The sequence below is a fragment of the Nesterenkonia sp. CL21 genome, assembly GCF_031705515.1.
Classification (GTDB): domain Bacteria; phylum Actinomycetota; class Actinomycetes; order Actinomycetales; family Micrococcaceae; genus Nesterenkonia; species Nesterenkonia aethiopica.
Genome location: NZ_JAUTWR010000007.1, coordinates 11,354 through 34,545, shown reverse-complemented (window position 1 = coordinate 34,545; position 23,192 = coordinate 11,354). Strand labels below are relative to the sequence as shown.

The window sequence follows — 23,192 nt, the reverse complement described above, 5'->3', positions numbered from 1 at the left end:
GGATGGACCGATGACATCTGCTGACCAGCCCGCCCCCTCTCTGGCCTTCGCCCGCCCGATCCGGGTGACCGTCTGGGGCGAGAACCGCCACGAACAGGTCGAACCCGAGGTCGCCGCGCGCTACCCGGACGGGATGCACGGGGCGATCGCCGACGGCGTCCGCCACAACCTCGGTGACACCGCCGAGGTCCGCACGGTCACGCTCGACGACCCCGAGCACGGCCTCACCGAGGAGGCTCTCGCCGCCACCGACGTGCTGATCTGGTGGGGTCACGCCGCCCACGGAGAGGTGGCCGACGACGTCGTCGAGCGCGTCCACCGGCACGTGCTGGACGGCATGGGGCTGATCGTGCTGCACTCCGGGCACTGGTCGAAGATCTTCATGAAGCTCATGGGCACCACCTGCACGCTGCGCTGGCGCACCGAGCATGACCGGGAGCTGATCTGGACGGTGGACCCCACCCACCCGATCGCCCAGGGCATCCCGCATCCGATGATCATCGACGAGGACGAGATGTACGGGGAGCACTTCGACGTTCCTGCCCCCGACGAGCTGATCTTCCTCTCCACGTTCTCCGGCGGGGAGGTGTTCCGCTCCGGGATGACCTACCGCCGCGGCTACGGGAGGATCTTCTACTTCCGGCCGGGCGACCAGGACTTTCCCACGTACTTCCATGAGGGCGTGCGCCGGGTGATCTCCAACGCCGTGCAGTGGGCGGTCACCCACCGGCCGGAGCGGACCACCCCGACTCTGCTGCGTTATGAGACCGAGGACTTCTACACGGGGCACGGCTACGCGGGTCCGATGGACTCTGATGCTGAGGAGGTGCGCGCATGAGCACCCCGCTGATCCTCGTCGGCGCCGGCGGAATGGGCCGGGCCTGGCTGCAGACCATCCTGGACGAGCCTCGGGCCGAGCTCGCCGGCGTCGTGGACCTCGACATGGAGGCCGCCCGCGCCGCCCTGGCCGAGGCGGGCCGTCCGGACGTGCCCGTGGGGGCCGACGCCGTCGCGCTCGCCGAGCGGACCGGCGCCCAGGCGGTGGTGAACGTGACGATCCCGCGCGCCCACCACCCGGTCACCACGGCGGCGCTGACGGCCGGGCTGCCGGTGCTGGGGGAGAAGCCCGTGGCCGACACGCTGCCCCGCGCCCTGTCCCTGGCCGCCGCCTCGGAGGTCACCGGACAGCTGTTCATGGTGAGCCAGTCGCGCCGGTACAACCAGCAGCTGTTCACCCTCCGTGCGCAGGCGCGCGGCCTGGGTGCGCCGGGCGCGTTGGTGACCGAGTTCTTCAAAGCTCCCCGCTTCGGGGGCTTCCGGGAGCGGATGGTCCACCCGCTGCTGGTGGACATGGCCATCCACCCCTTCGACGCCGCCCGGTTCCTGCTCGACGCCGAACCGGTGTCCGTGTACTGCGAGGAGTTCAACCCGCCGTGGTCCTGGTACGACGGCGACGCCGCGGCCAGCGCGATCTTCGAGATGGAGGGCGGCTCCCGGTTCGTCTACACCGGCAGCTGGTGCAGCCCGGGGCAGGAGACCTCCTGGAACGGGTCGTGGCGGCTCTCGGCCGAACACGGCACGGCCGTCTGGGACGGCGAGGAGGCGCCGGTGGCGGACGCCCCAGATCGCGCGCCGGAGGCAGTCAGCGGCAGGTTCGGTGACGCCGACGCCGACGCCGACGATGGCGCCGTCGCGCCGGGGGAGGGCATCGCCGGGGCGCTGGTGGAGTTCCTGGACGCCCTGGAGGCCGGCCCGGGCGGCACAGCGCCGATGGGCGAGGTCCACCAGAACATCATGAGCCTGGCGATGGTGGAGGCCGCCGTCGAATCGGCCTCCCGCGGCGGGCGCGTGCGGGTCGACGAGGTGCTCGACAACGCCTGGCGGCAGGCGCTCGCCATCGAATCCCGTGGCGATGTCCGGGCACGACTGGCCGCCTGGCCCTCGGCGCGCGAGGCGCTGGCACCGCCGGCGAGGGTGTGAGGCGGCGGATCGGTGCAGGGATCGTCTCTCTGTGAGAGATCGTCCCCTGATTTAGGGACGATCTCTCACAGAGAGACGATCCGCGCGGGAAGGGCCCGACCCGGACCGAACTTTCCCCGGTGGCGAACAGGCGCCCCAAAGCGGTCACACCCCCGTAGCATCGAGAGTGAGCATCAACGCGAGGAGTGTCATTGGCCATGTTCGAGAGATTCACAGACCGCGCACGGCGAGTGGTTGTGCTGGCCCAAGAAGAGGCCCGCATGCTCAACCACAACTACATCGGCACCGAGCACATCCTGCTCGGACTCATCCACGAGGGTGAGGGCGTCGCCGCCAAGGCCCTGGAGTCTCTGGACATCTCGCTGGGCGGGGTCCGCGAGAAGGTCCAGGAGAAGATCGGCCCCGGGCAGAACGCGCCCAGCGGCCACATCCCCTTCACTCCGCGCGCCAAGAAGGTCCTGGAGCTCTCGCTGCGCGAAGCCCTGCAGCTGGGCCACAACTACATCGGCACCGAGCACATCCTGCTCGGCCTGATCCGCGAGGGCGAGGGCGTCGCCGCCCAGGTGCTCGTGGAGCTCAACGCCGACCTGAACAAGGTGCGCCAGCAGGTCATCCAGCTGCTGTCCGGCTACCAGGGCGGCGGCCAGGAGAAGGCCGGCGCCGGCGTCGGGCAGGGGGCCACCGAAGGGCAGCCCTCCGGCTCCGTGGTGCTGGACCAGTTCGGCCGCAATCTCACCGCCGCCGCGCGGGAGGCCGCCCTGGACCCGGTGGTCGGCCGTGACTACGAGCGGCAGCGCGTGATGCAGGTGCTCTCCCGTCGCACCAAGAACAACCCGGTCCTCATCGGTGAGCCCGGCGTCGGCAAGACCGCCGTCGTCGAGGGTCTCGCCCAGGCGATCGTGAACAACGACGTCCCGGAGATCCTGCGTGACAAGCAGCTCTACACGCTGGACCTCGGCTCGCTGGTGGCCGGCTCCCGGTACCGCGGTGACTTCGAGGAGCGCCTGAAGAAGGTCCTCAAGGAGATCCGCACCCGCGGCGACATCATCCTGTTCATCGACGAGATCCACACCCTCGTCGGGGCCGGAGCCGCCGAGGGCGCCATCGATGCCGCCAACATCCTCAAGCCGATGCTGGCCCGCGGTGAGCTTCAGACCATCGGTGCCACCACGCTGGACGAGTACCGCAAGCACATCGAGAAGGACGCCGCCCTGGAGCGCCGCTTCCAGCCCATCCAGGTAGAGGAGCCCTCGGTGGAGGTCACCGTGCAGATCCTGCGCGGGCTGCGCGACCGCTACGAGGCCCACCACAAGGTGTCCATCACCGAGGAGGCCCTGGAGGCCGCCGCGTCCCTGGGCCACCGGTACATCAACGACCGCTTCCTCCCGGACAAGGCGATCGACCTGATCGACGAGGCCGGCGCCCGGCTGCGCATCCAGAAGATGACCGCGCCGCCGGAGCTGAAGGAGTACGACGCGAAGATCGAGGACGTCCGGCGGGAGAAGGAAGCCGCCATCGACGCCCAGGACTTCGAGGGCGCCGCTGCGCTGCGTGACAAGGAGCAGAAGCTCGTCGACGAGCGCCAGCAGAAGGAGGACGCCTGGAAGTCCGGCTCCATGGATGAGATCGCCGAGGTCGACGCCGATCTGATCGCCGAGGTCCTGGCCTTCTCCACCGGCATCCCGGTGTTCAAGCTCACCGAGCAGGAGTCCGACCGCCTCAAGCGGATGGAGGAGGAGCTCCACAAGCGGGTCATCGGTCAGGACGAGGCGGTCAGGTCGCTGTCCCGGGCGATCCGCCGCACCCGCGCCGGGCTGAAGGACCCGAACCGGCCGTCCGGCTCGTTCATCTTCGCCGGCCCCACCGGCGTCGGCAAGACGGAGCTGGCAAAGACGCTGGCCGAGTTCCTCTTCGGCGACGAGGACGCGCTCATCACTCTGGACATGTCGGAGTTCTCGGAGAAGCACACGGTCTCCCGGCTCTTCGGTGCCCCTCCCGGCTATGTGGGCTACGAGGAGGGCGGCCAGCTGACCGAGAAGGTCCGGCGTCGTCCGTTCTCCGTGGTGCTGTTCGACGAGGTGGAGAAGGCCCACGCGGACCTTTTCAACTCGTTGCTGCAGATCCTGGAGGACGGTCGCCTGACCGACTCGCAGGGCCGCATGGTGGACTTCAAGAACACGGTCATCATCATGACCACCAACCTGGGGACCAAGGACATCTCCAAGGGTGTGATGACCGGGTTCCAGTCCTCGACGGACACCGCCACGAACTATGAGCGGATGAAGGGCAAGGTCAACGAGGAGCTGCGCCAGCACTTCCGTCCCGAGTTCCTGAACCGTGTGGACGACACCATCGTGTTCCCGCAGCTGGATCGGGCCGAGATCGTCAAGATCGTGGACCTGTTCGTCAACCGCCTGCGGGAGCGCCTGGCCGAGCAGTCCATGACCTTGCAGGTCACCCAGCCGGCCCGCGAGTTCCTCGCGGAGAAGGGCTACGACCCGTCCATGGGTGCCCGCCCGCTGCGCCGGACCATCCAGTCCATGATCGAGGACCAGCTCTCCGAGCAGATCCTCTACGGCGAGATCCCGCACGGCGCGGAGATCACCATCGGGCTCAAGGGTGAGGGCGACGACCGCGAGCTCACCTTCGACTGGACGACCCCGGCGCCGCAGATCGAAGGCACCGAGGAACCCGCCGCGATCGAGAGCTGAGCTGACGCGGCCGGGACTCCCGGTGAACGACAGCGGGGGCCGAGTTCCATCCCAGGAACTCGGCCCCCGCTGTCGTGCGTGGACGGTGCAGACCTCAGCTGTGAGCGGGCCGCTCGCGGCCGGGCCTCAGCCCTTCGGCACGGGCGGCCCCGCCACCAGCAGTCCGACGAACACGACGACGACGCCGACCGCCAGCGCTCCGCCGACCAGCGCCGGCCGGTTCAGCAGCACCCGCAGCAGCCGGTCATGCCAGCTGTGGTCGCGCGGGTCCTCGCCGGCGTGGAGGCGCCACGGTCCGTCCAGTCGGCCGCTGCGCTTGAGCCAGATGTCCACCGGGACGGTGGCGTAGGGGATGATCGCGCTGATGATGGCGGTGGCGGCCGGGCCGGCGCTCCAGCGCTGGTTCTTCGCCACGATCACCGCGGTGGCGGCATAGGCGAGGAACACGAAGCCGTGGATGCCGCCGCCGATGGTCACGGCGACGTCGAGGCCATGGGTGGCGCGCAGGATCATGCCGCCGATGAGCAGGGTCCAGGAGATCGCCTCGGCGATCGCCAGGACGCGGAAGAAGATCTTGGGGGAGCGGAACACGCCTCTCCTGAGGGTCTGGGTTGAACGGGTCATGACGACGACGGCGGCCCCGGTGCCGGGCCGCGATCGCCCGACCGTATGGTACGGGGTCCGGCTGGGAGCGGCGCTCAGAGTGTCGGGGCGGTGCTCGACGTCGCCTGCCGCACGGCGTCGACCATCCTGCGCCGTGCCCGCCTCCCCTCCGGGGTCGGCAGCAGCGGGTAGACGTGCAGGTGGCCGGGCTCCTCGTGGTACTCGACGTCGGCGCCGTCGTCTGTGGCGCGTTGCATGAACAACCGGGTGTCAGGGTGGAGGATGTCTCGGGTGCCGCTGAAGACCAGCAGCGGACCGATGCCTGTCAGGTCACCGAGGAAGGGGTTGAGGAGGGGGTCCTCCCCGTGCTCGGCGATCCACCGCTCCGAGAGTTCGAGCTGACCCTTCTTGACCAGCCACGGGTCCTCCGGTTGGCGGGCGTCGATCTCCGGGTTGCTGAACCGCAGGTCCAGGGCCGGGGAGATCAGCGCGGTCAGCGCCGCCGGCTGCTCCTGCTGCGCCAGCATCAGCGCGGCGGACAGGGCGATGGATCCTCCCGCAGAGTCGCCCATGAGCACCAGAGGCCGTTCCGCTTCTGCGGCGAGCTCCGCGACCCGCGGCACGACCGTGGCCGCCGTGCCGCCTGCCTGCACCAACGGGTAGGCAGGCATGAGCACCTGCACCTGGGCCTCTGCGGCCAGACGCTGAATCCACCGCCAATGGGCCCGCGCCGCCTCATGGACCCAGCCGCCGCCGTGCAGGTACAGCACGGTGCCGCGAGGAGGTGAGGCTTCCGGAGTGATCCTGTGGATCAGCCAGCCCTTGTCCTTCCACGCGGAGATCCTGATGTCCTTCCACCGGCGGCGGGGCGGGTCCACAGGCTGGGGGTGCTGGGTCAGGTCCTCCAGGTGCCGGAGCACATGCTCGCGGGTGCGGTAGTGCCGGTTGGCCCGCCGGGCGCGCATCACCAGCGGCATGAGCCGTGCGGCGAGACTCATGGGTCGGTGCGGTTGCCGGGCTCGGGCTCGGGCGCCGGTCGGCGAGGCATCTGTCACGGTCACCGATGCTAGCGTGTGCCTCGCCCGGGGCGGCTCTGGGCTCGGACGACCCCGGCGGCAGGCGGGGTGAAGCGTCAGGGGTCGCCGGTACAGTGTCCTGGTCATGACTCAGCACACTCCTCAGCATCCGTCGCAGCTCGGCGGCTCAGCCGCCGTCGAACTTGTCCGTGGGTCCGGCCCGATGGTCCGGCACCTGCCCCGTGTCCTCGGCTGGACGGTCGCGGTGGCCGCCGCCGGCGTCGTGCTCCTCCTCGGCTGGTTCTGGCTGCTCGCACCGCTGGCCGCCCTCCTCCTGGGGCTCGCCGTGCGTATCGGCGCCCGACTGCTGCTCGGCGAGATGAAGAGGTCGGTCGCCGTCGCCCCGGGCGGGGGAGCTCTCCTGGTGGAGGGTCGCGAGATTCCGGTCGACCAGATCATCGGGGGAGACTCTCACGAGTCCCCGCTGACCATGCACGACGACCCCGCCGGGCTCCTCGGCGTCTTCGAGCAGCGGCCGGATGGCGACGATCCCGCCGCGGAACGGACGGCCGATGTGAGGCGGACGGCCGATGTGACGCTGCGCCACACGCTCATCACCACCATGGGGCCGGTGGATCTGGACCTCGCAGGGCCCGGGCCGGGCGGCATGGAGGCCCACCAGCTGCGGGCCTATGCGGACATCCTGGCGCAGGCCGATGTCAGCCGAGACAACCCTGCCGTCGTCGCGCACCAGGACGAGGACCCGGAGGACTACGGCACGGCCGCGGACCTGACTCACCCGCGACAGGAGGAGTGGCGTCTGGCTCAGCTGCGCCGGGACGTCCACACGCTGCTCCGGCGTGGTTCCACCGGCGGTCCGCTAGACCGCCAGTGGCGCCGCGGGTCGGTGAGCCTCTCTCCGATGATGTCCCCAGAGGCCGCCGAGGCCTATATCGAGCACGTCCGGCTCCTGGACTCAGCCGATCAGACATCCGAGGCGGAGGACAGTGGGGCACAGCACCGCATCGGGGCGCAGCACGGGGCCGAGGTGCGTCGGATCGGGGAGCAGATCGACGACGCCGCCCAGCCGATGCGCCGACTCGAGCGCAGGGTCCGGGGCGCCGCGGTGATCAGCGGTGTGCTGGCCGCAGCTGCGCTGGGCGTCGCCTATCTGGCTGCGTATCTCCAGGCGGAGCAGCTCCTGCAGCCGCTGCTGGTGGTGTTCCTGGCGATGCTGCTGGTCCTGTGCGTCGCCCTGCCGGTGCTCGGTGCGGTCCACGACCGGAGGATCCGCGCGATGCGCGCGGTCTCCATCCGGGAGCTCGCCGCGGACACCCCGGGAGGGCATGCGACGGCGGTGCTCCATACGAACTGGTGGCAGCGGGTGGTCGCCGCACCCGGAGATCCGCAGAAGCCTGATGCTCGGCAGGAGCGGGAGGATCGGGCGGCCGCCTATGACCCGATGCTGCGTCCGGTGGATGTCGTGCGGGACAGCCCGGCCACGTCTCCCTCTCTGGTGAGCGCCTGGAGGACGGGGCCACGTCTGCTGAGGAAGTGCCTCAGCGGCGTGGCCGTGATCGTGGGAGTGCTGGGGCTCTTCTGGGCCGGCGAGCGGGAGGACTGGCTGCTCGCGGGCGTCTGCCTGGGCGGGGCCGCCGTCGCGGGTCTGACCCTGTGGGTGTTCATCGGCCGCGAGGAGACGCTTCAGGAGCGTGACGTGCGGAAGCTGGCGGGCACGCTGGAGCAGATGCGCACCGACCCGGCCTACGGGGCGCACCTGGTGCGCTGAGCAGCTGCGGCAGGCGTGTGCGGCGCAGCCAGACGGGTCCGGTTCCTCGCCGCTGACGACGCCGCCCCCGGTGTGTCAGCGGCCCGCGGTACGGTTGTCCCCATGGCCACCCGCACCACCAGTCGCAGCAAGGGGAAGAATGCCCCCACCTTCGAGTGCTCCGAATGCGGATGGCAGACGGTCAAATGGGTCGGACGCTGCCCGGAATGCCAGTCCTGGGGCACGGTGGAGGAGAAGGGGCAGGTCACCGCGCGGACCACCGCCGCCTCGAATCTGGCCGCCCCGGCCAAGGCCATCGGCGACGTCGACGCCTCGGTGGCCGAGTTCCGCGCCTCCGGCATCGGTGAACTGGACCGCGTGCTCGGCGGCGGGCTGGTGCCCGGGGCGGTGATCCTGATGGCCGGGGAGCCCGGCGTCGGGAAGTCCACGCTGCTGCTGCAGGTGGCCTCCGCCGTCGCACAGGCCCACCCGGACCAGCCGGTGCTGTACCTGACCGGCGAGGAGTCCGCCGCGCAGGTGAAGAAGCGGGCCGAACGCATCGACGCCATGTCGGACGGGCTGTATCTGGCTGCGGAGTCGGACCTGGGGCAGGCGCTGGGGCAGATCGACCAGAGCTCCCCGCAGCTGACCATCATGGACTCGGTGCAGACCCTGTCGTCGGCAGAGGTGGAGGGCGCCGCCGGGGGCGTCACCCAGATCCGTGAGGTCACCGCCTCGATGATCGAGGCCGCCAAGCGCCGGAACATGACCACCATCCTGGTCGGCCACGTGACCAAGGACGGCGCCATCGCCGGACCCCGGATGCTCGAGCACCTGGTGGACGTGGTCTGCCAATTCGAGGGCGACCGCCATTCGCGGCTGCGCCTGCTGCGCGCGGTGAAGAACCGTTACGGCCCCACCGACGACGTCGGCTGCTTCGACCTCTCCGAGGGCGGGCTGACCTCCCTGGCCGACCCGTCCGGACTGTTCGTCTCGGCGATGACCGACCGGGTCCCCGGCACCTGCATCACCATCACCTTGGAGGGTCGGCGCCCGCTGACCGCCGAGGTGCAGGCCCTGGTGGCCGAGTCCCCCGCTTCGCAGCCGCGACGCGCCGTCTCCGGGCTGGACTCACCCCGAGTGTCCATGCTGCTGGCGGTGCTGCAGCGGCGCGCCCGGCTGGCCACCCTGTTCAAGTCGGAGACCTATGTGGCCACTGTCGGCGGGGTGAAGATCACCGAGCCGGCGGCGGACCTCTCCATCGCGCTCGCCGTGGCCTCCGCCGCCCTGGAGAAGCCGCTGCCCAACCGGTTCCTCGCCTTCGGGGAGGTCGGGCTGGCCGGCGAGGTGCGTCAGGTGCCCGGCCTGCAGCGCCGTCTGCAGGAGGCCCAGCGGCTCGGGTTCACCCACGCGATCGTGCCCCGCGGGGCTTCGACGAGCGATATCCCCGAGGGGATGACGGTGAAGGAGATCGGCTCCCTGCCGGAGGCGATGGCGCTGCTGTTCGACGCCGGCGCCGCGCAGGCCTCGCAGAACTGAGGTCCTGTCGCGTAGTGCCTGAGCTGGCGGGAGCGACGCGCGTCATGCCCGACAGCCGACACGGATCAGTCCTCGAACTGGATCTCCACGCGACGATTCTCGGCGTACGTGCTCGGTTCGGTGGGGTCCTCTTCCACCGCCGGATCCGTGTCGGCCCGTCCCTCGATCGTCAACACGAGATCATCACGTTCCGCACTCAGGGCGTCGGCCACCGACTGCGCGCGCCTCTCGGAGAGCTCCTCATTGGTGAGGTCTTCATCGCTCTGGCGAATCGGCCGGGAATCCGTGTGGCCGACGATATGCACCTCGGCGTCGTCCGGGACTGCCTCCGCCAGCTCCGCGATCAGCACGTCAGCACCCCGCGGCAGCTCCCAGCTGTTGGCGCTGAAGAGGATGTCCGACTCGAGGACGATCGAACCGTCCTCCGCCGTGCTGACGGAATCCTCGAAGTCCTGTTCGTCGACCGTGTCCTCCGGAGCGAAGATGCCACAGCCACTGAGGGCAAGTACGGTGGCGATCCCGAATCCGGCCACCGGTCCCCGACGTTGCCAGCCACGGTCGTGCCTCATTCAGGTCCCCATCCTCAGGTCGAGTGCGATGCGCGGAGCCGAAGGCGCCACGGCTCGCCCCTCCCTCGACGAGCTGAACGGCCAGCCTACCCGGCACGCCGGAGGGTCACAACGGAGGCCGGAGCGGTCGGGCAGGCTGGAGGTCCTGCAGCCGACGGCGCCGCGGCGACACTCAGCCGCCCAGCACTCCCGGCAGCGCCACGATGTCGCCGCGCCGCTCCGCCAGGCCGTCCCGCACCAGGGAGTCCAGGCAGCGGCGGCGCTGGTCGTCCTCGGCCTCCGGAAGCGGCAGTCCGGCCAACAGGGTTTCAGCCTGCACCGGCTCACCGCGGCGCAGCACCGCCATGATCGCCCCGCGCACCTGCCGGTCTGTGCCCGCCCAGGCTTGGCCGCGGGTCTTCTGCTCCTCGGTCGGAGGCGGGGAACCAGCCGTCCGCCACGCGCACAGGTCGGCCACCGGGCAGATCGCGCACTGCGGGGAACGGGCGGTGCAGATCAGTGCCCCCAGTTCCATGGTGGCGGCGTTCCAGGCGCAGGCGCGGCGCCCGCCGTCGTCATCGGTGTCCGGCATCAGGTCACGGGCGAGCCGCCGCTGGGCAGCCGTGTAGGTCTGTCCGGGCAGGGCGACGCCGGTGAAGATGCGGGCATGCGCCCGACGGATGTTGGTGTCCACCACGACTTCCGGGATCCCGAAGGCGAAGCAGGACACCGCGGCGGCCGTGTACTCGCCGATCCCCGGCAGGGCGCGCAGCGCCTCCGGGTCCGCCGGGACCTCGCCGCCGTGCCGTTCCACGATCGCCTCCGCCGCGGCCTGCAGGCGCAGCGCCCGCCGGGGATACCCCAGCCGGTCCCAGACCGTGAGGATCTCGGCGCTCGGCGCGGCCGCGCAGGCGGCGGGCGTGGGCCAGCGGTGCAGCCATTCCTCCCAGCGTGGCAGCACCCGGATCACGGGGGTCTGCTGCAGCATGATCTCGCTGACCAGCACACCCCACGGGGTGCACTCCGGGCGGCGCCACGGCAGGTCCCGGGCGGCCTCGGCGAACCAGTCGATCACCCGGGTGTGCACGTCCTCCGGCGCCGGCGGGATTGGGGCCTCGGCGAGGGCCGCATCATCAGGCAGAGTGGTCTCAGGCATCCCTGCGATTCTACGGACGATCGACGGGGGCGACGCGGGGCGACGCGGCCTCAGTCCGGGGTGCGCAGCGAGGCCACCAGCTCCTCCACGCGGGCCCGGATGTCATCGCGGATCAGCCGCACGGCCTCGATGCCCTGGCCGGCCGGGTCGTCCAGCTGCCAGTCCTCGTAGCGCTTGCCCGGGTAGAACGGGCAGTCGTCCCCGCAGCCCATGGTGACCACCACGTCCGACTCCTGGACGGTGTACGGGGAGAGCTGGTCGGGCACGCGGGTGGAGATGTCGATGCCGACCTCGGCCATCGCCTCCACGGCCACCGGGTTCACCTGGTTGGCCGGCTGGGTGCCGCCGGAGTGCACGACGACGTCGTCGCCGGCGATCTCCCGCAGGAAACCCGCGGCCATCTGGGAGCGGCCGGCGTTGTGCACGCAGACGAACAGGACGGTGGGCTTGTGGTTCTCGCGGGTCATCAGCGGGTCCTCTCAGGAGTCTCAGCAGGGGTGTCAGCAGGGGTGTCAGCAGGGGAGGGGCGCGGCGTCTCAGGTGAGGCCCCGACGGCGGCCGGCGTCGACGTCGCGAACCAGCGGCGCGCCCACAGGGCCACATAGACCAGCGCCACGAGGATGGGCACCTCGATGAGCGGGCCGACGATCCCGGCCAGCGCCTGACCACTGGTGGCACCGAAGGTGGCGATGGACACCGCGATGGCCAGTTCGAAGTTGTTCCCTGCCGCGGTGAAGGACAGCGTGGTGGAGCGCTCGTAGCCCAGGCGCAGGAGCCAGCCGATCAGCATGGAGGCGCCGAAGGTCACCAGGAAGTAGATGGTCAGTGGCAGCGCGATCCGGGCGACGTCCAGCGGGCTGCTCAGCACCTGGTCGCCCTGCAGGGCGAAGAGCACCACGATGGTGAACAGCAGACCGTACAGGGCCCAGGGGCCGATGCGCGGCAGGACCGTCTCCTCGTACCAGTCGCGTCCGCGGGCGCGCTCGCCGAGGGTGCGGGTCAGGAATCCGGCCACCAGAGGGATCCCCAGGAACACCAGCACGGAGACGGTGATCGCCACCACCGAGAACTCGGCGCTGGTGGTGGGCAGTCCCAGCCAGCTGGGCAGCAGCTGCAGATAGAACCAGCCGAGCACTCCGAACATGATCACCTGGAACACCGAGTTGATGGCGACCAGCACGGCGGCGGCCTCACGGTCCCCGCAGGCGAGGTCGTTCCAGATCAGCACCATGGCGATGCAGCGGGCCAGCCCCACGATGATCAGCCCGGTCCGGTACTCCGGCAGGTCCGGCAGGAAGAGCCAGGCGAGGGCGAACATGAACGCCGGAGCGAGCAGCCAGTTGATCAGCAGCGAGGTGATGATCAGCTTCCGGTCGCCGATCACGGTGGCGGTCTCGTCGTAGCGGACCTTCGCGAGCACCGGGTACATCATGATCAGCAGTCCCAGGGCGATGGGCAGGGACACCCCGGCGATCTTGAACGATTCCAGCGCCTCACCGAAGCCTGGTGCTGCGGCGCCCAGGCCGAGACCGACCGCCATGGCGGCGATGATCCACACCGGCAGGAATCGGTCCAGCAGTGACAGCTTCGCGACGACGCCGGAGGCGTCCGGCGGGGCTGATGAGGCGGTGGCCGAGGTGGTGCTCTGCGACACGGTGCTCCTGAGGTCTGGGTGGAGGACGGATTCAGGGTCTGCGGCGCTTCCGTGGAGGGGCGCCGCAGAGGGTGAGACGACGGCATCGACAACCATCGATGGTCCGAGTATCGTCAGGGGCATCGAAGAATGTCAATGTCGCCGTCGCCGGATGTCGACGCCACCAGGCATCACGGACGCGCCGCCCGATGCCCCCATCACCCGGAGGACCCATGACTCTCTCCCTCACGTCGGACCAGGCCGACGGCGAGACCTCGAGCTGCTGCACTCCCCAGCCTGGCACGCCCGCACTCGACGCCGAGGCGGCCGTCGAGCTCGCCGCCCGGCTCAAGGCCCTCGCCGACCCCAACCGCCTGACCTTGCTCGCGCTCGTCGCCGCCGACGCCCGCGGAGAAGCCTGCGTCTGCGACCTCACCGGCCCGCTGGACCTGGGGCAGCCCACGGTCTCACACCACCTGAAGATCCTGGTCGACGCCGGCCTCCTCACGCGGGAGAAGCGCGGCGTCTGGTCCTACTACGCCGTCGTCGACGGGGCGCTGGAGAGCATCGCCCACGCTGTCGGCCATGGGATCGTCCCACCGCACCCGAACTCTCCCCTGGAGCCCGCATGAGCACCACACCCGACCCCGCCGTCCAGCGTGCCGACCGGCCCTCCGACGGCGTGCTGTTCGTCTGCGTGAAGAACGGCGGCAAGTCTCAGATGGCCGCCGGACTGATGCGCCGCGAACTGGAAGCGGCCGGGGCGCCGTCGTCGGTGAGCGTGGCCTCCGCCGGCACCGCACCGGGGGCGGCGGTCAACGCCCTCTCGGCCGAGGTCCTGCAGGATCTCGGCGTGGACATCACCGGCGAGACTCCTACCCTGCTCACCGAGGACATGATGCGCCGTGCCGGGCATGTGGTGGTCCTCGGCGCAGAGGCTCAGGTGCCGCAGCCCGACGGCGTGCTGGTGGAGCGGTGGGAGACCGACGAGCCCAGCCTGCGCGGCATCGAGGGCCGCGAACGCATGGAGCTGGTCCGCGACGACATCCGCCGCCGTGTGCAGGAGCTCGTCGGACGGCTGACGGCCTGACAGCCGCGCGACGGGGCGGCCGGTGAACATCACACCCGTCTCCGAGTGGCGTGGGCGGGATGCGTCCAGGACGCGGAGATACCCTGGTGCGCATGGCTTCCCCAGGTCCGCGCCGCATGCCCAGGCGCCAGTCCGCCGCGGTGTATCGGCGACGCCGGCTCGTGGTCGGGGCGCTGCTCCTGGTGGTCCTGGTGGGCCTGTGGTGGGCGGGCTCGGCGATCTTCGCGCTGCTGGTGGATGAGGACCCGCACGACCCCACGGCGCAGCAGGAGGACGACACTGAGGGCGGATCCGGCTCGGAGTCGGACTCGGACGAGGGTTCTGATGAGGGTGCCGCCTCCGAGGAGGACTCAGATGCGGACTCGGAGGAGGACTCAGACGCAGGGTCCGACGCGGACACCGACGACGTCCCGGAGGGCCACTGCGCTCCGGGCGACATTCGGGTGACCGCCGACACTGACGACGCCGAGTACTCGGCCGCCGTGGCGCCGCTGCTGATCCTCACCGTGCAGAACGTCGGGGACGAGGACTGCACCCTCGACGTCGGCACCGCCGAGCAGGAGTTCACGGTCTCCCATGCCGGACGCGAAGTCTTCACCACCACGGAGTGCGGCGGCGAGGCGGACTCCTATGAGCTCACGATGGAACCGGGCCAGCAGGAACGGGCGCAGCTGAGCTGGCCCCGTTCGGATTCGTCCGCGAGCTGCACCGAGCCCGTGGAGCTCGAGCCCGGGGCCTACGAGCTGACGGTGAGCCTGGGCGGGATCACCTCGGAGCCGCACCGGTTCACGCTGAAGTGAGGGCGACGCGGTGGACCCGTTCTGCCCCGTCGGTTCTGCACCCCGGTATCACGTCTGCCCCACGAGATCTCGCTGTGCAGACATGATGTCGGTGTGCAGAACGGCGTTCTCCACAGGGCGCACCCACACGGCCCCATCGACTCTCAGATTCGGCCACAGTGGAAGGCATGTTCACGCACACTGTCACGTCCGCGTCACGCGATCCTGTGCGCCTGCTCTGCGTCGCAGATGTGCCCCGTGAGGACCGGGCCCATCGGAGCAACAGATGGTCGTCGGCGGTGCGTCGTGGCGAGATGCTGCGCCTGGCCCATGGCGTCTACATCGAGCCCGGGCACTGGCTCAGCGCCCCGTCGTGGGACCGACATCTCATGGCTCTCGGCGCCATGGCGGCGGCAGCCTCGCCACTCTTCTGTCGCGGCTCGGCGCTCGCCCTCTGGGGTGTCCCTCTGCTGCGCACTCCGGGAGAGATCACTGTCCGGGAGACCCGGCGTGGACGCGTGGGGCGGAGGCGGGCTGGCCCGCTCACCGGGACGGCCGATGCCGCCGTCGTCGCTCGCCTGCTGGCGGATCACCAGGAGCTGGCCGGCGCGCGGGGCAGACCGCTCAGTGGCCGTGACCTGCAGCCGATCCCCCTCCGGCGCCTCGGGGCCGCCTTGCCCGAAGGTGTCGGTCGTGAGGATCTGCAGGTCAGAGTCCGGCGCGGGGAGCACGCGGTGCCGCGCGAGCCCCTGGGACTGGGTGTGCATCCGTGGCTGCAGGGCGGCCCGGAAAGTGCCGACGTCGAACCGCTTGCCTTCGCTGTTCTGGACACCGTGGCGGAGTCCTCGCTGGCCGAGGCGGCGGTGATTCTGGACGCCGTGCTGGCGGGTCGGATCACCTCCGAGCGGACCCTCGCGCTGGACGACTTCGTCGAGTGGGAGCCGTATCTGCGCACGCACCGCCGACGGGCACGGTGGGCTCGGGCCGTGGAGTTCGCCGACCCGGCCGCCGAGTCCCCGGGGGAGTCCGCGGTACGAGCCCTGATCCGGGAACTGGGCTTCCACGCCCCGGAGCTGCAGCGTGAGGTCGTTCTGCCCGACGGGCGGCGCGTGCGTGTGGACTTCGCCTGGGAAGGCGTCGTCGCCGAGTTTGACGGGATGGTCAAGTACTGGAGGTCCCAGGAGCTCAGTGGGGTGAGCCCGATGGAGGCCCTCGAGGCGGAGAAGCACCGCGAGGACGGCCTCCGGGCGCTGGGCCTCGGCGTCGCCAGGATCATCTGGGAGGACATTCTGCGGCCCGAGCGACTCCGTCGGAAGCTGCTGCAGGCTGGAGTGCCTCGCGCCCGGTGATCGGTGATTGGCGCGTTCTGCACCCCGATATCACGTCTGCCCCGCCAGATCTGGCTGTGCAGACGTGATTCTGTGGTGCAGAACGGACGGTGCGACGACGGCGGCCCGCCTCACCACCCCCGCCCGCCCCGCTAGGCTGGCCCCGTGTTCATGCTGATCCTCGCCGCACTCTTCGGAGCTGTGTACCTGCACTTCCGCCGGAGGGACCGGCGCATGCTCCGCAACGGTGTTGCGCTCGTGGCCGCGGTCGGCTGCGCCCTGCTCGGCGTGGTGGAGATCCTCACCCAGGTGGTCCCCGGCTTCGGGTTCGTCACCCTGCTGATCGTGCTGCTGTTGCCGGCCAGCGTGCTGGTGCTCAGCGGCTTCCTCATCGCCAACGGGGTCACCATGCTGCGCCGTGAGGGCCGCCGGCTGGGGAACATGCTCTCCCTGCTGGCGGGGCTGGCCATCCCAGCACTGCCGGTGATCGCCGTCGTCCTCGTCGTCACCGGGGACCCGTACCTGATCACGTTGGCAGTCTTGCTGTTCCTGGCCACCGGCTACGCGGGCGCCGCCTTCGTGATCTTCCTGAGCTACGCGGCGGCCTACGGGCGGATGACGCACCAGGAGCACCCGGCCGCCGTCGTGGTGCTGGGGTCGCGGCTCATCTACGGTGGGGTGCCGCCGCTGCTGAAGGCGCGCCTGGACCGTGCCCTGGAGATCTACCGGCAGTCCGAGCAGAAGCCGCTGCTCATCCCCTCCGGCGGGCAGGGGCCGGACGAGTCCCGCCCCGAGGGCGAGGCCATGGCCGAGTATCTGCTGGGCCAGGGCGCGGCGGCAGAGGATGTGATCCCGGAGAACCGGGCGGTGAACACCGCACAGAACCTGCGGTTCTCCCAGCAGATCCAGGACGACGCCGGTCGCTCCGGTCCGCTGCTGGCGGTCACCAACAACTACCACGTGCTGCGGGCGGCGCTGCTGTCTCGGAAGGCGGGCATGCGCGCGGAGGTCACCGGCGCGAAGACGGCCCGCTACTACGTGCCCAGCGCGTTCCTGCGCGAGTTCATCGCGGTGATGAAGGGTCATATGTTCCTGCACGTGCTGCTGTTCCTGCCCTTCCTGGCGTTCAGCGTGCTGGTGCTCATCGCGGGCCTCAACGCCGGATGAGCGCCACATGGCCTCGGCCACATGCCCCCTGATCACAGGCTCGGGAGAGCATAGACTCGAAGGGTGAGCACAGCTGCGGACGTCCCGGACCCCGCCGGCACCGGCCGGTCGGGGATGGTCGCGCACCTGCGGCAGCTCGTCGGCGGGATCCGCCGGTTCGTGGTGGCCCGCGCCCGCTCCGGCGGGATCCGTGCCGGCCGCTCGGTGATCCCGGCGCTGCAGATGACGATCGCCGGCGTCGGCTCCTTTGCGCTGGCGGAGACGCTGCTGGGTCACGACGGCCCGCTGTTCGCCGCGGTCGCGGCCATGATCGCCCTCGGGTTCACCAAGGAGCCGCGGCTGCGCAAAGTGGTGGAGGTGGCCGCCGGCTGCACGCTGGGCATCTTCATCGGGGACATGGTGCTGCACATCTTCGGCGCCGGACTGGTGACGGCCTCGTTCGTGCTGTTCATCTCGGTGATGCTGGCCCGCCTGCTGGACAACTCGTCGCTGCTGGCCATGCAGATGGGTCTGCAGGCGCTGCTGGTGGTGCTGATCCCGGCCCCGGAGAGCGGCCTGCTGGGACCGTTCTCCCGGAGTGCGGACGCGGTGCTGGGCGGCACGGTGGCGATGCTGATCGCCCTGCTGACGCCCAAGGATCCCCGGCGGGAGCCGATCCGCGAGCTGCGCGCCGTGGTGGACGATCTGGTGCTGGCGCTGCGGGAGACCGCGCGGGCCATCCGCACCTCGGAGTCGCGGGAGGCCTGGCATGCGCTGATCCGCTGCCGGGGCATCCAGTCGCGGATCGACGACGCCGAGGCCGCCGTGTCCTCCGCCCAGGAGCTGACCCGCTACTCACCGGCGTATCGGCGCCACCGGCACTACGTGCGCAGGATGGGGCGGCTGACCGAGAAGATGGACCTGGCGGTGCGGTCCATGCGGGTCATCACCCGGCGGGCGGTGTCCATGGTGGACAACGCCTCCCTCAACGATGAGGCCACCACCAGTCTGTCCGCGCTGCTGGACGAGCTCGCCGACGCCGTCCACATGCTCGCCCGGGCGGTGTCCGAGCCGGGGCCGGCCTCGGCGGAACGCATGGAGGCAGCCCAGCACGGGTTGGCGGCGGTGGCCACGCGTCTGCACCCGACCCGGCTGGAGATCGACACCCTGGAGGGGGAGTCGGTGGTGCTGATGCTGCGCACCCTGATCGTGGACGTGATGGAGGCCGCAGGGCTGACCCACGAGGAGGCCGAAGAGCACCTGCCGGCGCTGGGCCGCCGCGATACGCTCACCGGGCGGATCCGGATCGTGAAGGCCGAACGCCGCGCGGAGCGGGCGGAACGGAAGCCCCAGCCGCAGGACCCCTGGCAGCACGAGCCGTTCGAGGAGGACGACGACGGTGCCGCCCCGGACGGCTCCGACGCCCCGGAGGAGGGCCCCCGGCCGCCGCGCTGAGCGGGAGGCCCGCCTGCCTGCACGCCTGCCCACCCGCCCACCAGCGCAGCGCGTCGTCGGCTCAGAGGTGCAGGATCATCCGGGTGTTGCCGAGCGTGTTGGGCTTCACCCGTGCCAGGTCCAGGAACTCGGCCACACCTTCGTCGTGGGAACGCAGCAGCTCCGAGTAGACCTCGGGCGGCACGGCGTCCTGCTGCTCCATGACCGTGAAGCCGTGTCGGGTGAAGAAGTCCACCTCGAAGGTCAGGCAGAACACCCTGCTGACGCCGATCTCGCGCGCCTGCTGGACCAGTCGGCGCAGCAGGGCGGAGCCGACGCCGTGGCCGCGCCAGGAGTCGTGGGTGGCCAGGGTGCGGACCTCGGCGAGGTCCTCCCACATCACGTGGAGGGCGCCGAAGCCGATGAGCTCGCCGGCGTCGGACTCGGCGATCTGGAACTCCTGCAGGGACTCGAAGTAGGCGACCTTCTCCTTGGGCACCAGCACGCGTCGCTCCACCAGCGGCTGCGAGAGGTCCACGATCCGCTGCACGTCGGGAGTGCGGGCGGGCCGGATGCTGAAGGTGTCGTGGGCCGGATCCTGGGGACCGGCCGGCGCGGTGGAGGTCATCGCCCCAGTCTACGACCGGCTTCGGGGTCCCAGACTGTGCCGTGGTTCACCCAGCGTTCACCGGATGCGCGGGCTCTCGTCACGTCCTTCCGGCCGTGCCGTCACCTGACGTGCCTACTGTGGCTCTCGGTCCGCGGCATGACTGTGCCCGGACCCGCGGCACCCTGCCACCCCTGGCATCATGCCGGTCCCGCATCTGCGCGGGGACACCGAGCAGGAGCCGATCGGCTCCGCCTGGCAGTCAACACCTGAGAGAGGACGACGTGAAGCTTCATCGTTACGGTCGCGCGGCGGCCATCCTGTCCGTGGCGTCACTGGCGCTGGTCGCCTGCGGCGAGGCGAACAACCCCGGTGGCGAGAACGCCAACGGCGGCGACGGCGAGAACGGCGGAGAGACCTCGGAGGTCCAGGGCACGCTCTCCGGCGGCGGCTCCTCGGCCCAGGAGGCGGCCATGACCGCCTGGACCAACGGCTTCACCTCCGTGGCGCCCGAGGCGCAGGTCAACTACGCCTCGGTGGGCTCCGGCTCCGGCCGGGAGGGCTTCCTCGGCGGGGAGTATGACTTCGCCGGCTCCGATGCGGCGATGGACGACGGCGAGTGGGAGCAGTCCCAGGAGGTCTGCGGACCCGACGGCGCGTTCCACATCCCCTCCTACATCTCGCCGATCGCCGCGGCGTACAACGTCGAGGGCATCGACGGCACGCTGAACCTGGATGCCGACACCCTGGCGCGGATCTTCACCGGGGACATCACCTCCTGGGACGATGAGGCGATCGCCGAGCACAACCCGGACCTGGACCTCCCGGACACGCCGATCACCGTGGTGCACCGCGCGGACGACTCCGGCACCACCGAGAACTTCACCGAGTACCTGGAGGCCGCGGCCCCCGACGTCTGGGAGTGGGAGGCCGACGGCACCTGGCCCTCGGAGGTCTCCTCGGAGTCGGCCCAGCAGACCTCCGGCGTGGTGGATCTGACCACCAGCACCGACGGCGCCATCACCTACGCGGACGCCTCGCAGATCGGCGGCCTGGACTCGGTGGCCGTCCAGGTGGGCGACGAGTACGTGGAGCACTCCCCGGAGGCCGCCTCGCAGGCGGTCGCCTCCTCCACCCCGGTGGAGGACCAGGCGCCGAACAACATGGCTGTCGAGCTGGACCGTGACACCGAGGAGTCCGGCGCGTACCCGATCGTCCTGGTGGCCTACAACATCTTCTGCAACGAATATCCGGAGCAGGAGACCGTGGACCTGGTGAAGGCGTTCGGCGAGTACGTGGTCTCCGAAGACGGCCAGTCCACCGCCGAGTCGGCCGCGGGCAACGCCCCGATGTCCGATGAGCTGCGTGACCAGGCGCTCGAGGCCCTCGACCAGATCAGCGTGGCCGAGTGACTCGCCGCTGATCCGGGACCCCGGTGGCGGGCGCCGCTCGGCGTCCTCCTCCGGGGTCCGTCCGTTGACCTGCGCGGCCGACGATGACGGCGCCACCAGGCCGCCCTCGCACCACCGACACCCCTGATGCTCTGATGGGAGATCCTGTGACCAGCTCGGACGAGTCACCCACCCCCGGGACGGCCGTGGCGGCCGCGTCCGGTCGGGAGAACAGACACAACTCGCTGACCACCTCTGACTCCGGGGGAGTGTTCGGTGACCGGGTGTTCTCCGGCCTGGCGCTGGGGGCGGGCATCGCCATCCTGGTGGTGCTGGCCTTCGTGGCCCTGTTCCTGACGGCCAACTCCACCGGCGCGGTGTACCGAGAGGGGGAGGGCCTCGTCGTCGGGGCGTTCGTGGAGTACGCCTACCCGCTGGTGATCGGCACGGTGGTGGCCTCGGCGATCGCGCTGGTGCTGGCCACCCCGGTGGCGGTCGGCGTCGCGCTGTACATCTCGCATTTCGCGCCGCCGCGGCTGTCCAAGCCCATCGGGTACGTGATCGACCTGCTGGCGGCGATCCCGTCGGTGGTCTACGGCGCCTGGGGGATGAGCTTCCTCGGGCCGGCCCTGGTGCCCGCCTACAGCTGGCTGCACGAGCACCTGGGCTTCATCCCGCTGTTCGGGGACGCGCCCTCGCAGACCGGCCGCACGATCTTCACCGCCGGGGTGGTGCTGGGGGTGATGGTCCTGCCGATCATCACCTCGGTGTCCCGGGAGATCTTCGTGCAGACTCCCAAGCTGCATGAGGAGGCCGCCCTCGCCCTGGGCGCCACCCGGTGGGAGATGATCCGCATGTCGGTGTTCCCCTTCGCCCGGGCCGGCATCATCTCCGGCGTCATGCTGGGTCTCGGCCGGGCGCTCGGCGAGACGATGGCGGTGGCGCTGGTGCTCTCGGCCGGTCCGCTCTCGGCGTCGCTGATCTCAGCGGGCAACAGCACCATCCCCGCGGAGATCGCCCTGGGCTTCCCGGAGGCGCCTCCGGGCTCCGAGCGGCAGGCCCAGCTGATCGCCATCGGACTGGTGCTGTTCGTCATCACCCTGATCGTCAACATGACCGCCCGGTGGATCGTCAGCCGCCACAAGGAATTCTCAGGAGCCAACTGATGGCCGACACCCCGAACTCCGTTCAGCAGAGGGAGCGTCGCGACGACGACGCCTCCGCCCCCACACCTGCCCCGACACCCGCCACCGTGCAGACGCCGGGTGCCCCGACCCTCGGGTCCCGCTCCGATGACGCGCCGGGACAGTCCACCGGGGACCTCGCCGGACGGCGCAGCCGACTGACCCGGAACACCCTTCCTCGCTGGACCTGGCTCGCGGTGCTGGCCGGATCCGCCGTCGTCGCCGCGGCCGTGAGCGCCCTGCCGGGCTTCTCGGTGCCGCTGTGGCTGGTGCTCACCGCGGTGCTGCATGTGATCGTCAGCTATGTGGTCACCCGTCTTCGGGTGGGCAGGCGCAAGGCCACCGACGGGCTCTGGACCAATCTGGTGCATCTGGCGTTCCTGACGGCGCTGCTGCCGCTGGTCTCGGTGATCTGGTCGGTGGTCTCCGTGGGGCTTCCCGGGCTGATCGAGCCCGGCTTCTTCGCCTCGGACATGCGAGGCATCGACGGCACCATCGACCAGGCGTCCCAGGAGCAGGGGGCCGCGGTGCTGGGCGGGATCCGGCATGCGATCATCGGGTCGCTGCTGATCACCATCGCCGCGACGGTCATCTCGGTGCCCATCGGCCTGCTGACCTCCATCTACCTGGTGGAGTACTCGCGCGGCGGCCCCCTGGCGCGGGCGATCACCTTCTTCGTGGACGTGATGACGGGCATTCCGTCCATCGTGGCCGGTCTGTTCGCCGGCGCCGCCATGGCGTGGTTCCTCTCCACCGTGAACACCCTCACCGGGGCGTTCGGCGGGATCCGCTCCACCATGGGCATCACTGCGGCCATCGCGCTCTCGGTGCTGATGATCCCGGTGGTGGTCCGCACCACGGAGGAGATGCTGCGGGTGGTGCCCAACGAGCTGCGGGAGGCCTCCTATGCGCTGGGGGTGCGCAAGTGGCGCACCATCCTGAAGGTGGTGATTCCGACGGCGATCTCCGGCATCGCCTCGGGCGTCACCTTGGCGATCGCACGGGTGATCGGGGAGACCGCTCCGATCCTGGTGACCGCCGGGTTCGTGGTGAACGTGAACTGGAACCTGTTCTCCGGATGGATGACGGCACTGCCGGTGTACATCTATCGTCAGTTCCAGAACCCGACCTCCCCGAACTTCTCGGACCCGTCGCATCAGCGGGCCTGGGCGGCGGCTCTGGTGCTGATCATCATCGTCATGCTGCTGAACCTGATCGCCCGCCTGGTGGCCAAGGTCTTCGCGCCGAAGCAGACGGGCCGCTGACAGACCGGGCGCTG

Annotated in this window: 21 protein-coding genes; 14 read left to right on the top strand and 7 right to left on the bottom strand. The window is 70.4% G+C overall.

What is annotated here, in order from left to right; genetic code table 11:
• Positions 1 to 10 precede the first annotated feature (10 nt).
• The 3 genes from Q7C18_RS11160 to Q7C18_RS11150 all read left to right on the top strand — a co-directional run bounded on the left by Q7C18_RS11160 (position 11) and on the right by Q7C18_RS11150 (position 4,691).
• Positions 11 to 838: a ThuA domain-containing protein gene (locus Q7C18_RS11160; protein ID WP_311025462.1), complete on the top strand. Its 828-nt coding sequence runs from the start codon at positions 11 to 13 to the stop codon at positions 836 to 838.
• Positions 835 to 1,980 (top strand): Gfo/Idh/MocA family oxidoreductase, encoded by a 1,146-nt coding sequence (locus Q7C18_RS11155; RefSeq protein WP_311025461.1) that lies wholly within the window; start codon positions 835 to 837, stop codon positions 1,978 to 1,980. The genes Q7C18_RS11160 and Q7C18_RS11155 overlap by 4 nt, the downstream gene beginning before the upstream one ends.
• A 197-nt stretch (positions 1,981 to 2,177) precedes the next feature.
• Positions 2,178 to 4,691, top strand: coding sequence for an ATP-dependent Clp protease ATP-binding subunit (locus tag Q7C18_RS11150; protein ID WP_311025460.1), 2,514 nt, complete (start codon positions 2,178 to 2,180; stop codon positions 4,689 to 4,691).
• Between the two features lie 126 nt (positions 4,692 to 4,817).
• Here Q7C18_RS11150 and Q7C18_RS11145 read toward each other — a convergent pair whose 3' ends face one another.
• Together Q7C18_RS11145 and Q7C18_RS11140 are read right to left on the bottom strand one after the other, a co-directional pair.
• Entirely contained in the window at positions 4,818 to 5,282 is a 465-nt protein-coding gene (locus tag Q7C18_RS11145; protein ID WP_070162726.1) for a DUF3817 domain-containing protein, read from the bottom strand.
• A gap of 107 nt (positions 5,283 to 5,389) precedes the next feature.
• The gene (locus tag Q7C18_RS11140) at positions 5,390 to 6,292 is read right to left on the bottom strand and encodes an alpha/beta hydrolase fold domain-containing protein (protein ID WP_311025459.1); all 903 of its coding nucleotides are present in this window, start codon (positions 6,290 to 6,292) and stop codon (positions 5,390 to 5,392) included.
• A gap of 163 nt (positions 6,293 to 6,455) precedes the next feature.
• On the opposite strand from Q7C18_RS11140, the gene Q7C18_RS11135 reads away from it, so the two are divergent.
• Both Q7C18_RS11135 and radA read left to right on the top strand, forming a co-directional pair.
• Positions 6,456 to 8,099 (top strand): hypothetical protein, encoded by a 1,644-nt coding sequence (locus tag Q7C18_RS11135; protein ID WP_311025458.1) that lies wholly within the window; start codon positions 6,456 to 6,458, stop codon positions 8,097 to 8,099.
• Positions 8,100 to 8,201: 102 nt separating this feature from the next.
• Complete coding sequence (radA, locus tag Q7C18_RS11130) at positions 8,202 to 9,617, top strand: DNA repair protein RadA (protein ID WP_311025457.1); 1,416 nt, start codon at positions 8,202 to 8,204, stop codon at positions 9,615 to 9,617.
• Positions 9,618 to 9,682: 65 nt separating this feature from the next.
• Here radA and Q7C18_RS11125 read toward each other — a convergent pair whose 3' ends face one another.
• The 4 genes from Q7C18_RS11125 to arsB form a co-directional block, all read right to left on the bottom strand.
• Positions 9,683 to 10,186 (bottom strand): OmpA family protein, encoded by a 504-nt coding sequence (locus Q7C18_RS11125; protein WP_311025456.1) that lies wholly within the window; start codon positions 10,184 to 10,186, stop codon positions 9,683 to 9,685.
• A 172-nt stretch (positions 10,187 to 10,358) separates the two neighbouring features.
• Entirely contained in the window at positions 10,359 to 11,321 is a 963-nt protein-coding gene (locus tag Q7C18_RS11120; RefSeq protein ID WP_311025455.1) for an A/G-specific adenine glycosylase, read from the bottom strand.
• 50 nt (positions 11,322 to 11,371) lie between these two features.
• Positions 11,372 to 11,788, bottom strand: coding sequence for an arsenate reductase ArsC (locus Q7C18_RS11115; protein ID WP_311025454.1), 417 nt, complete (start codon positions 11,786 to 11,788; stop codon positions 11,372 to 11,374).
• Positions 11,788 to 12,975, bottom strand: coding sequence for an ACR3 family arsenite efflux transporter (arsB, locus tag Q7C18_RS11110; RefSeq protein ID WP_311025453.1), 1,188 nt, complete (start codon positions 12,973 to 12,975; stop codon positions 11,788 to 11,790). Before arsB ends, Q7C18_RS11115 begins: the two co-directional genes overlap by 1 nt.
• Positions 12,976 to 13,187: 212 nt before the next feature.
• On the opposite strand from arsB, the gene Q7C18_RS11105 reads away from it, so the two are divergent.
• The 6 genes from Q7C18_RS11105 to Q7C18_RS11080 all read left to right on the top strand — a co-directional run bounded on the left by Q7C18_RS11105 (position 13,188) and on the right by Q7C18_RS11080 (position 18,752).
• Positions 13,188 to 13,586, top strand: coding sequence for a metalloregulator ArsR/SmtB family transcription factor (locus Q7C18_RS11105; RefSeq protein WP_070162708.1), 399 nt, complete (start codon positions 13,188 to 13,190; stop codon positions 13,584 to 13,586).
• Positions 13,583 to 14,044: a low molecular weight phosphatase family protein gene (locus tag Q7C18_RS11100; RefSeq protein ID WP_311025452.1), complete on the top strand. Its 462-nt coding sequence runs from the start codon at positions 13,583 to 13,585 to the stop codon at positions 14,042 to 14,044. The genes Q7C18_RS11105 and Q7C18_RS11100 overlap by 4 nt, the downstream gene beginning before the upstream one ends.
• Positions 14,045 to 14,136: 92 nt before the next feature.
• Positions 14,137 to 14,844 (top strand): DUF4232 domain-containing protein, encoded by a 708-nt coding sequence (locus Q7C18_RS11095; protein ID WP_311025451.1) that lies wholly within the window; start codon positions 14,137 to 14,139, stop codon positions 14,842 to 14,844.
• A gap of 167 nt (positions 14,845 to 15,011) precedes the next feature.
• Positions 15,012 to 16,172 (top strand): hypothetical protein, encoded by a 1,161-nt coding sequence (locus tag Q7C18_RS11090; protein ID WP_311025450.1) that lies wholly within the window; start codon positions 15,012 to 15,014, stop codon positions 16,170 to 16,172.
• A 150-nt stretch (positions 16,173 to 16,322) separates the two neighbouring features.
• Positions 16,323 to 17,318 carry a YdcF family protein gene (locus Q7C18_RS11085; RefSeq protein WP_311025562.1) on the top strand — a complete coding sequence of 332 codons (996 nt, stop codon included), beginning with the start codon at positions 16,323 to 16,325 and terminating at the stop codon, positions 17,316 to 17,318.
• A gap of 63 nt (positions 17,319 to 17,381) precedes the next feature.
• A complete protein-coding gene (locus Q7C18_RS11080) occupies positions 17,382 to 18,752 on the top strand; it encodes an FUSC family protein (RefSeq protein ID WP_311025449.1) in 1,371 nt (456 codons plus the stop codon).
• 61 nt (positions 18,753 to 18,813) lie between these two features.
• Here Q7C18_RS11080 and Q7C18_RS11075 read toward each other — a convergent pair whose 3' ends face one another.
• Complete coding sequence (locus tag Q7C18_RS11075) at positions 18,814 to 19,359, bottom strand: amino-acid N-acetyltransferase (protein WP_311025448.1); 546 nt, start codon at positions 19,357 to 19,359, stop codon at positions 18,814 to 18,816.
• 263 nt (positions 19,360 to 19,622) lie between these two features.
• Here Q7C18_RS11075 and pstS point away from each other — a divergent pair, with 263 nt between their 5' ends.
• From pstS to pstA, 3 genes are all read left to right on the top strand, one after another.
• Positions 19,623 to 20,750, top strand: coding sequence for a phosphate ABC transporter substrate-binding protein PstS (gene pstS, locus Q7C18_RS11070; protein ID WP_311025447.1), 1,128 nt, complete (start codon positions 19,623 to 19,625; stop codon positions 20,748 to 20,750).
• 146 nt (positions 20,751 to 20,896) lie between these two features.
• Positions 20,897 to 21,895, top strand: a complete 999-nt coding sequence (pstC, locus tag Q7C18_RS11065; RefSeq protein ID WP_396954363.1) for a phosphate ABC transporter permease subunit PstC — start codon at positions 20,897 to 20,899, stop codon at positions 21,893 to 21,895.
• Positions 21,895 to 23,178 carry a phosphate ABC transporter permease PstA gene (pstA, locus tag Q7C18_RS11060; protein ID WP_311025446.1) on the top strand — a complete coding sequence of 428 codons (1,284 nt, stop codon included), beginning with the start codon at positions 21,895 to 21,897 and terminating at the stop codon, positions 23,176 to 23,178. Before pstC ends, pstA begins: the two co-directional genes overlap by 1 nt.
• Positions 23,179 to 23,192: the final 14 nt, after the last annotated feature.

Coding starts and splice junctions, on each gene's coding strand:
- radA (WP_311025457.1), top strand. CDS start 8,202: ATGGCCACCCGCACCACCAGTCGCAGCAAGGGGAAGAATGCCCCCACC.
- Q7C18_RS11075 (WP_311025448.1), bottom strand. CDS start 19,359: ATGACCTCCACCGCGCCGGCCGGTCCCCAGGATCCGGCCCACGACACC.
- Q7C18_RS11160 (WP_311025462.1), top strand. CDS start 11: ATGACATCTGCTGACCAGCCCGCCCCCTCTCTGGCCTTCGCCCGCCCG.
- Q7C18_RS11105 (WP_070162708.1), top strand. CDS start 13,188: ATGACTCTCTCCCTCACGTCGGACCAGGCCGACGGCGAGACCTCGAGC.
- Q7C18_RS11085 (WP_311025562.1), top strand. CDS start 16,323: ATGCTGATCCTCGCCGCACTCTTCGGAGCTGTGTACCTGCACTTCCGC.
- Q7C18_RS11155 (WP_311025461.1), top strand. CDS start 835: ATGAGCACCCCGCTGATCCTCGTCGGCGCCGGCGGAATGGGCCGGGCC.
- pstA (WP_311025446.1), top strand. CDS start 21,895: ATGGCCGACACCCCGAACTCCGTTCAGCAGAGGGAGCGTCGCGACGAC.
- Q7C18_RS11100 (WP_311025452.1), top strand. CDS start 13,583: ATGAGCACCACACCCGACCCCGCCGTCCAGCGTGCCGACCGGCCCTCC.
- Q7C18_RS11135 (WP_311025458.1), top strand. CDS start 6,456: ATGACTCAGCACACTCCTCAGCATCCGTCGCAGCTCGGCGGCTCAGCC.
- Q7C18_RS11140 (WP_311025459.1), bottom strand. CDS start 6,292: ATGAGTCTCGCCGCACGGCTCATGCCGCTGGTGATGCGCGCCCGGCGG.
- Q7C18_RS11150 (WP_311025460.1), top strand. CDS start 2,178: ATGTTCGAGAGATTCACAGACCGCGCACGGCGAGTGGTTGTGCTGGCC.
- Q7C18_RS11120 (WP_311025455.1), bottom strand. CDS start 11,321: ATGCCTGAGACCACTCTGCCTGATGATGCGGCCCTCGCCGAGGCCCCA.
- Q7C18_RS11090 (WP_311025450.1), top strand. CDS start 15,012: ATGTTCACGCACACTGTCACGTCCGCGTCACGCGATCCTGTGCGCCTG.
- Q7C18_RS11125 (WP_311025456.1), bottom strand. CDS start 10,186: ATGAGGCACGACCGTGGCTGGCAACGTCGGGGACCGGTGGCCGGATTC.
- Q7C18_RS11115 (WP_311025454.1), bottom strand. CDS start 11,788: ATGACCCGCGAGAACCACAAGCCCACCGTCCTGTTCGTCTGCGTGCAC.
- Q7C18_RS11095 (WP_311025451.1), top strand. CDS start 14,137: ATGGCTTCCCCAGGTCCGCGCCGCATGCCCAGGCGCCAGTCCGCCGCG.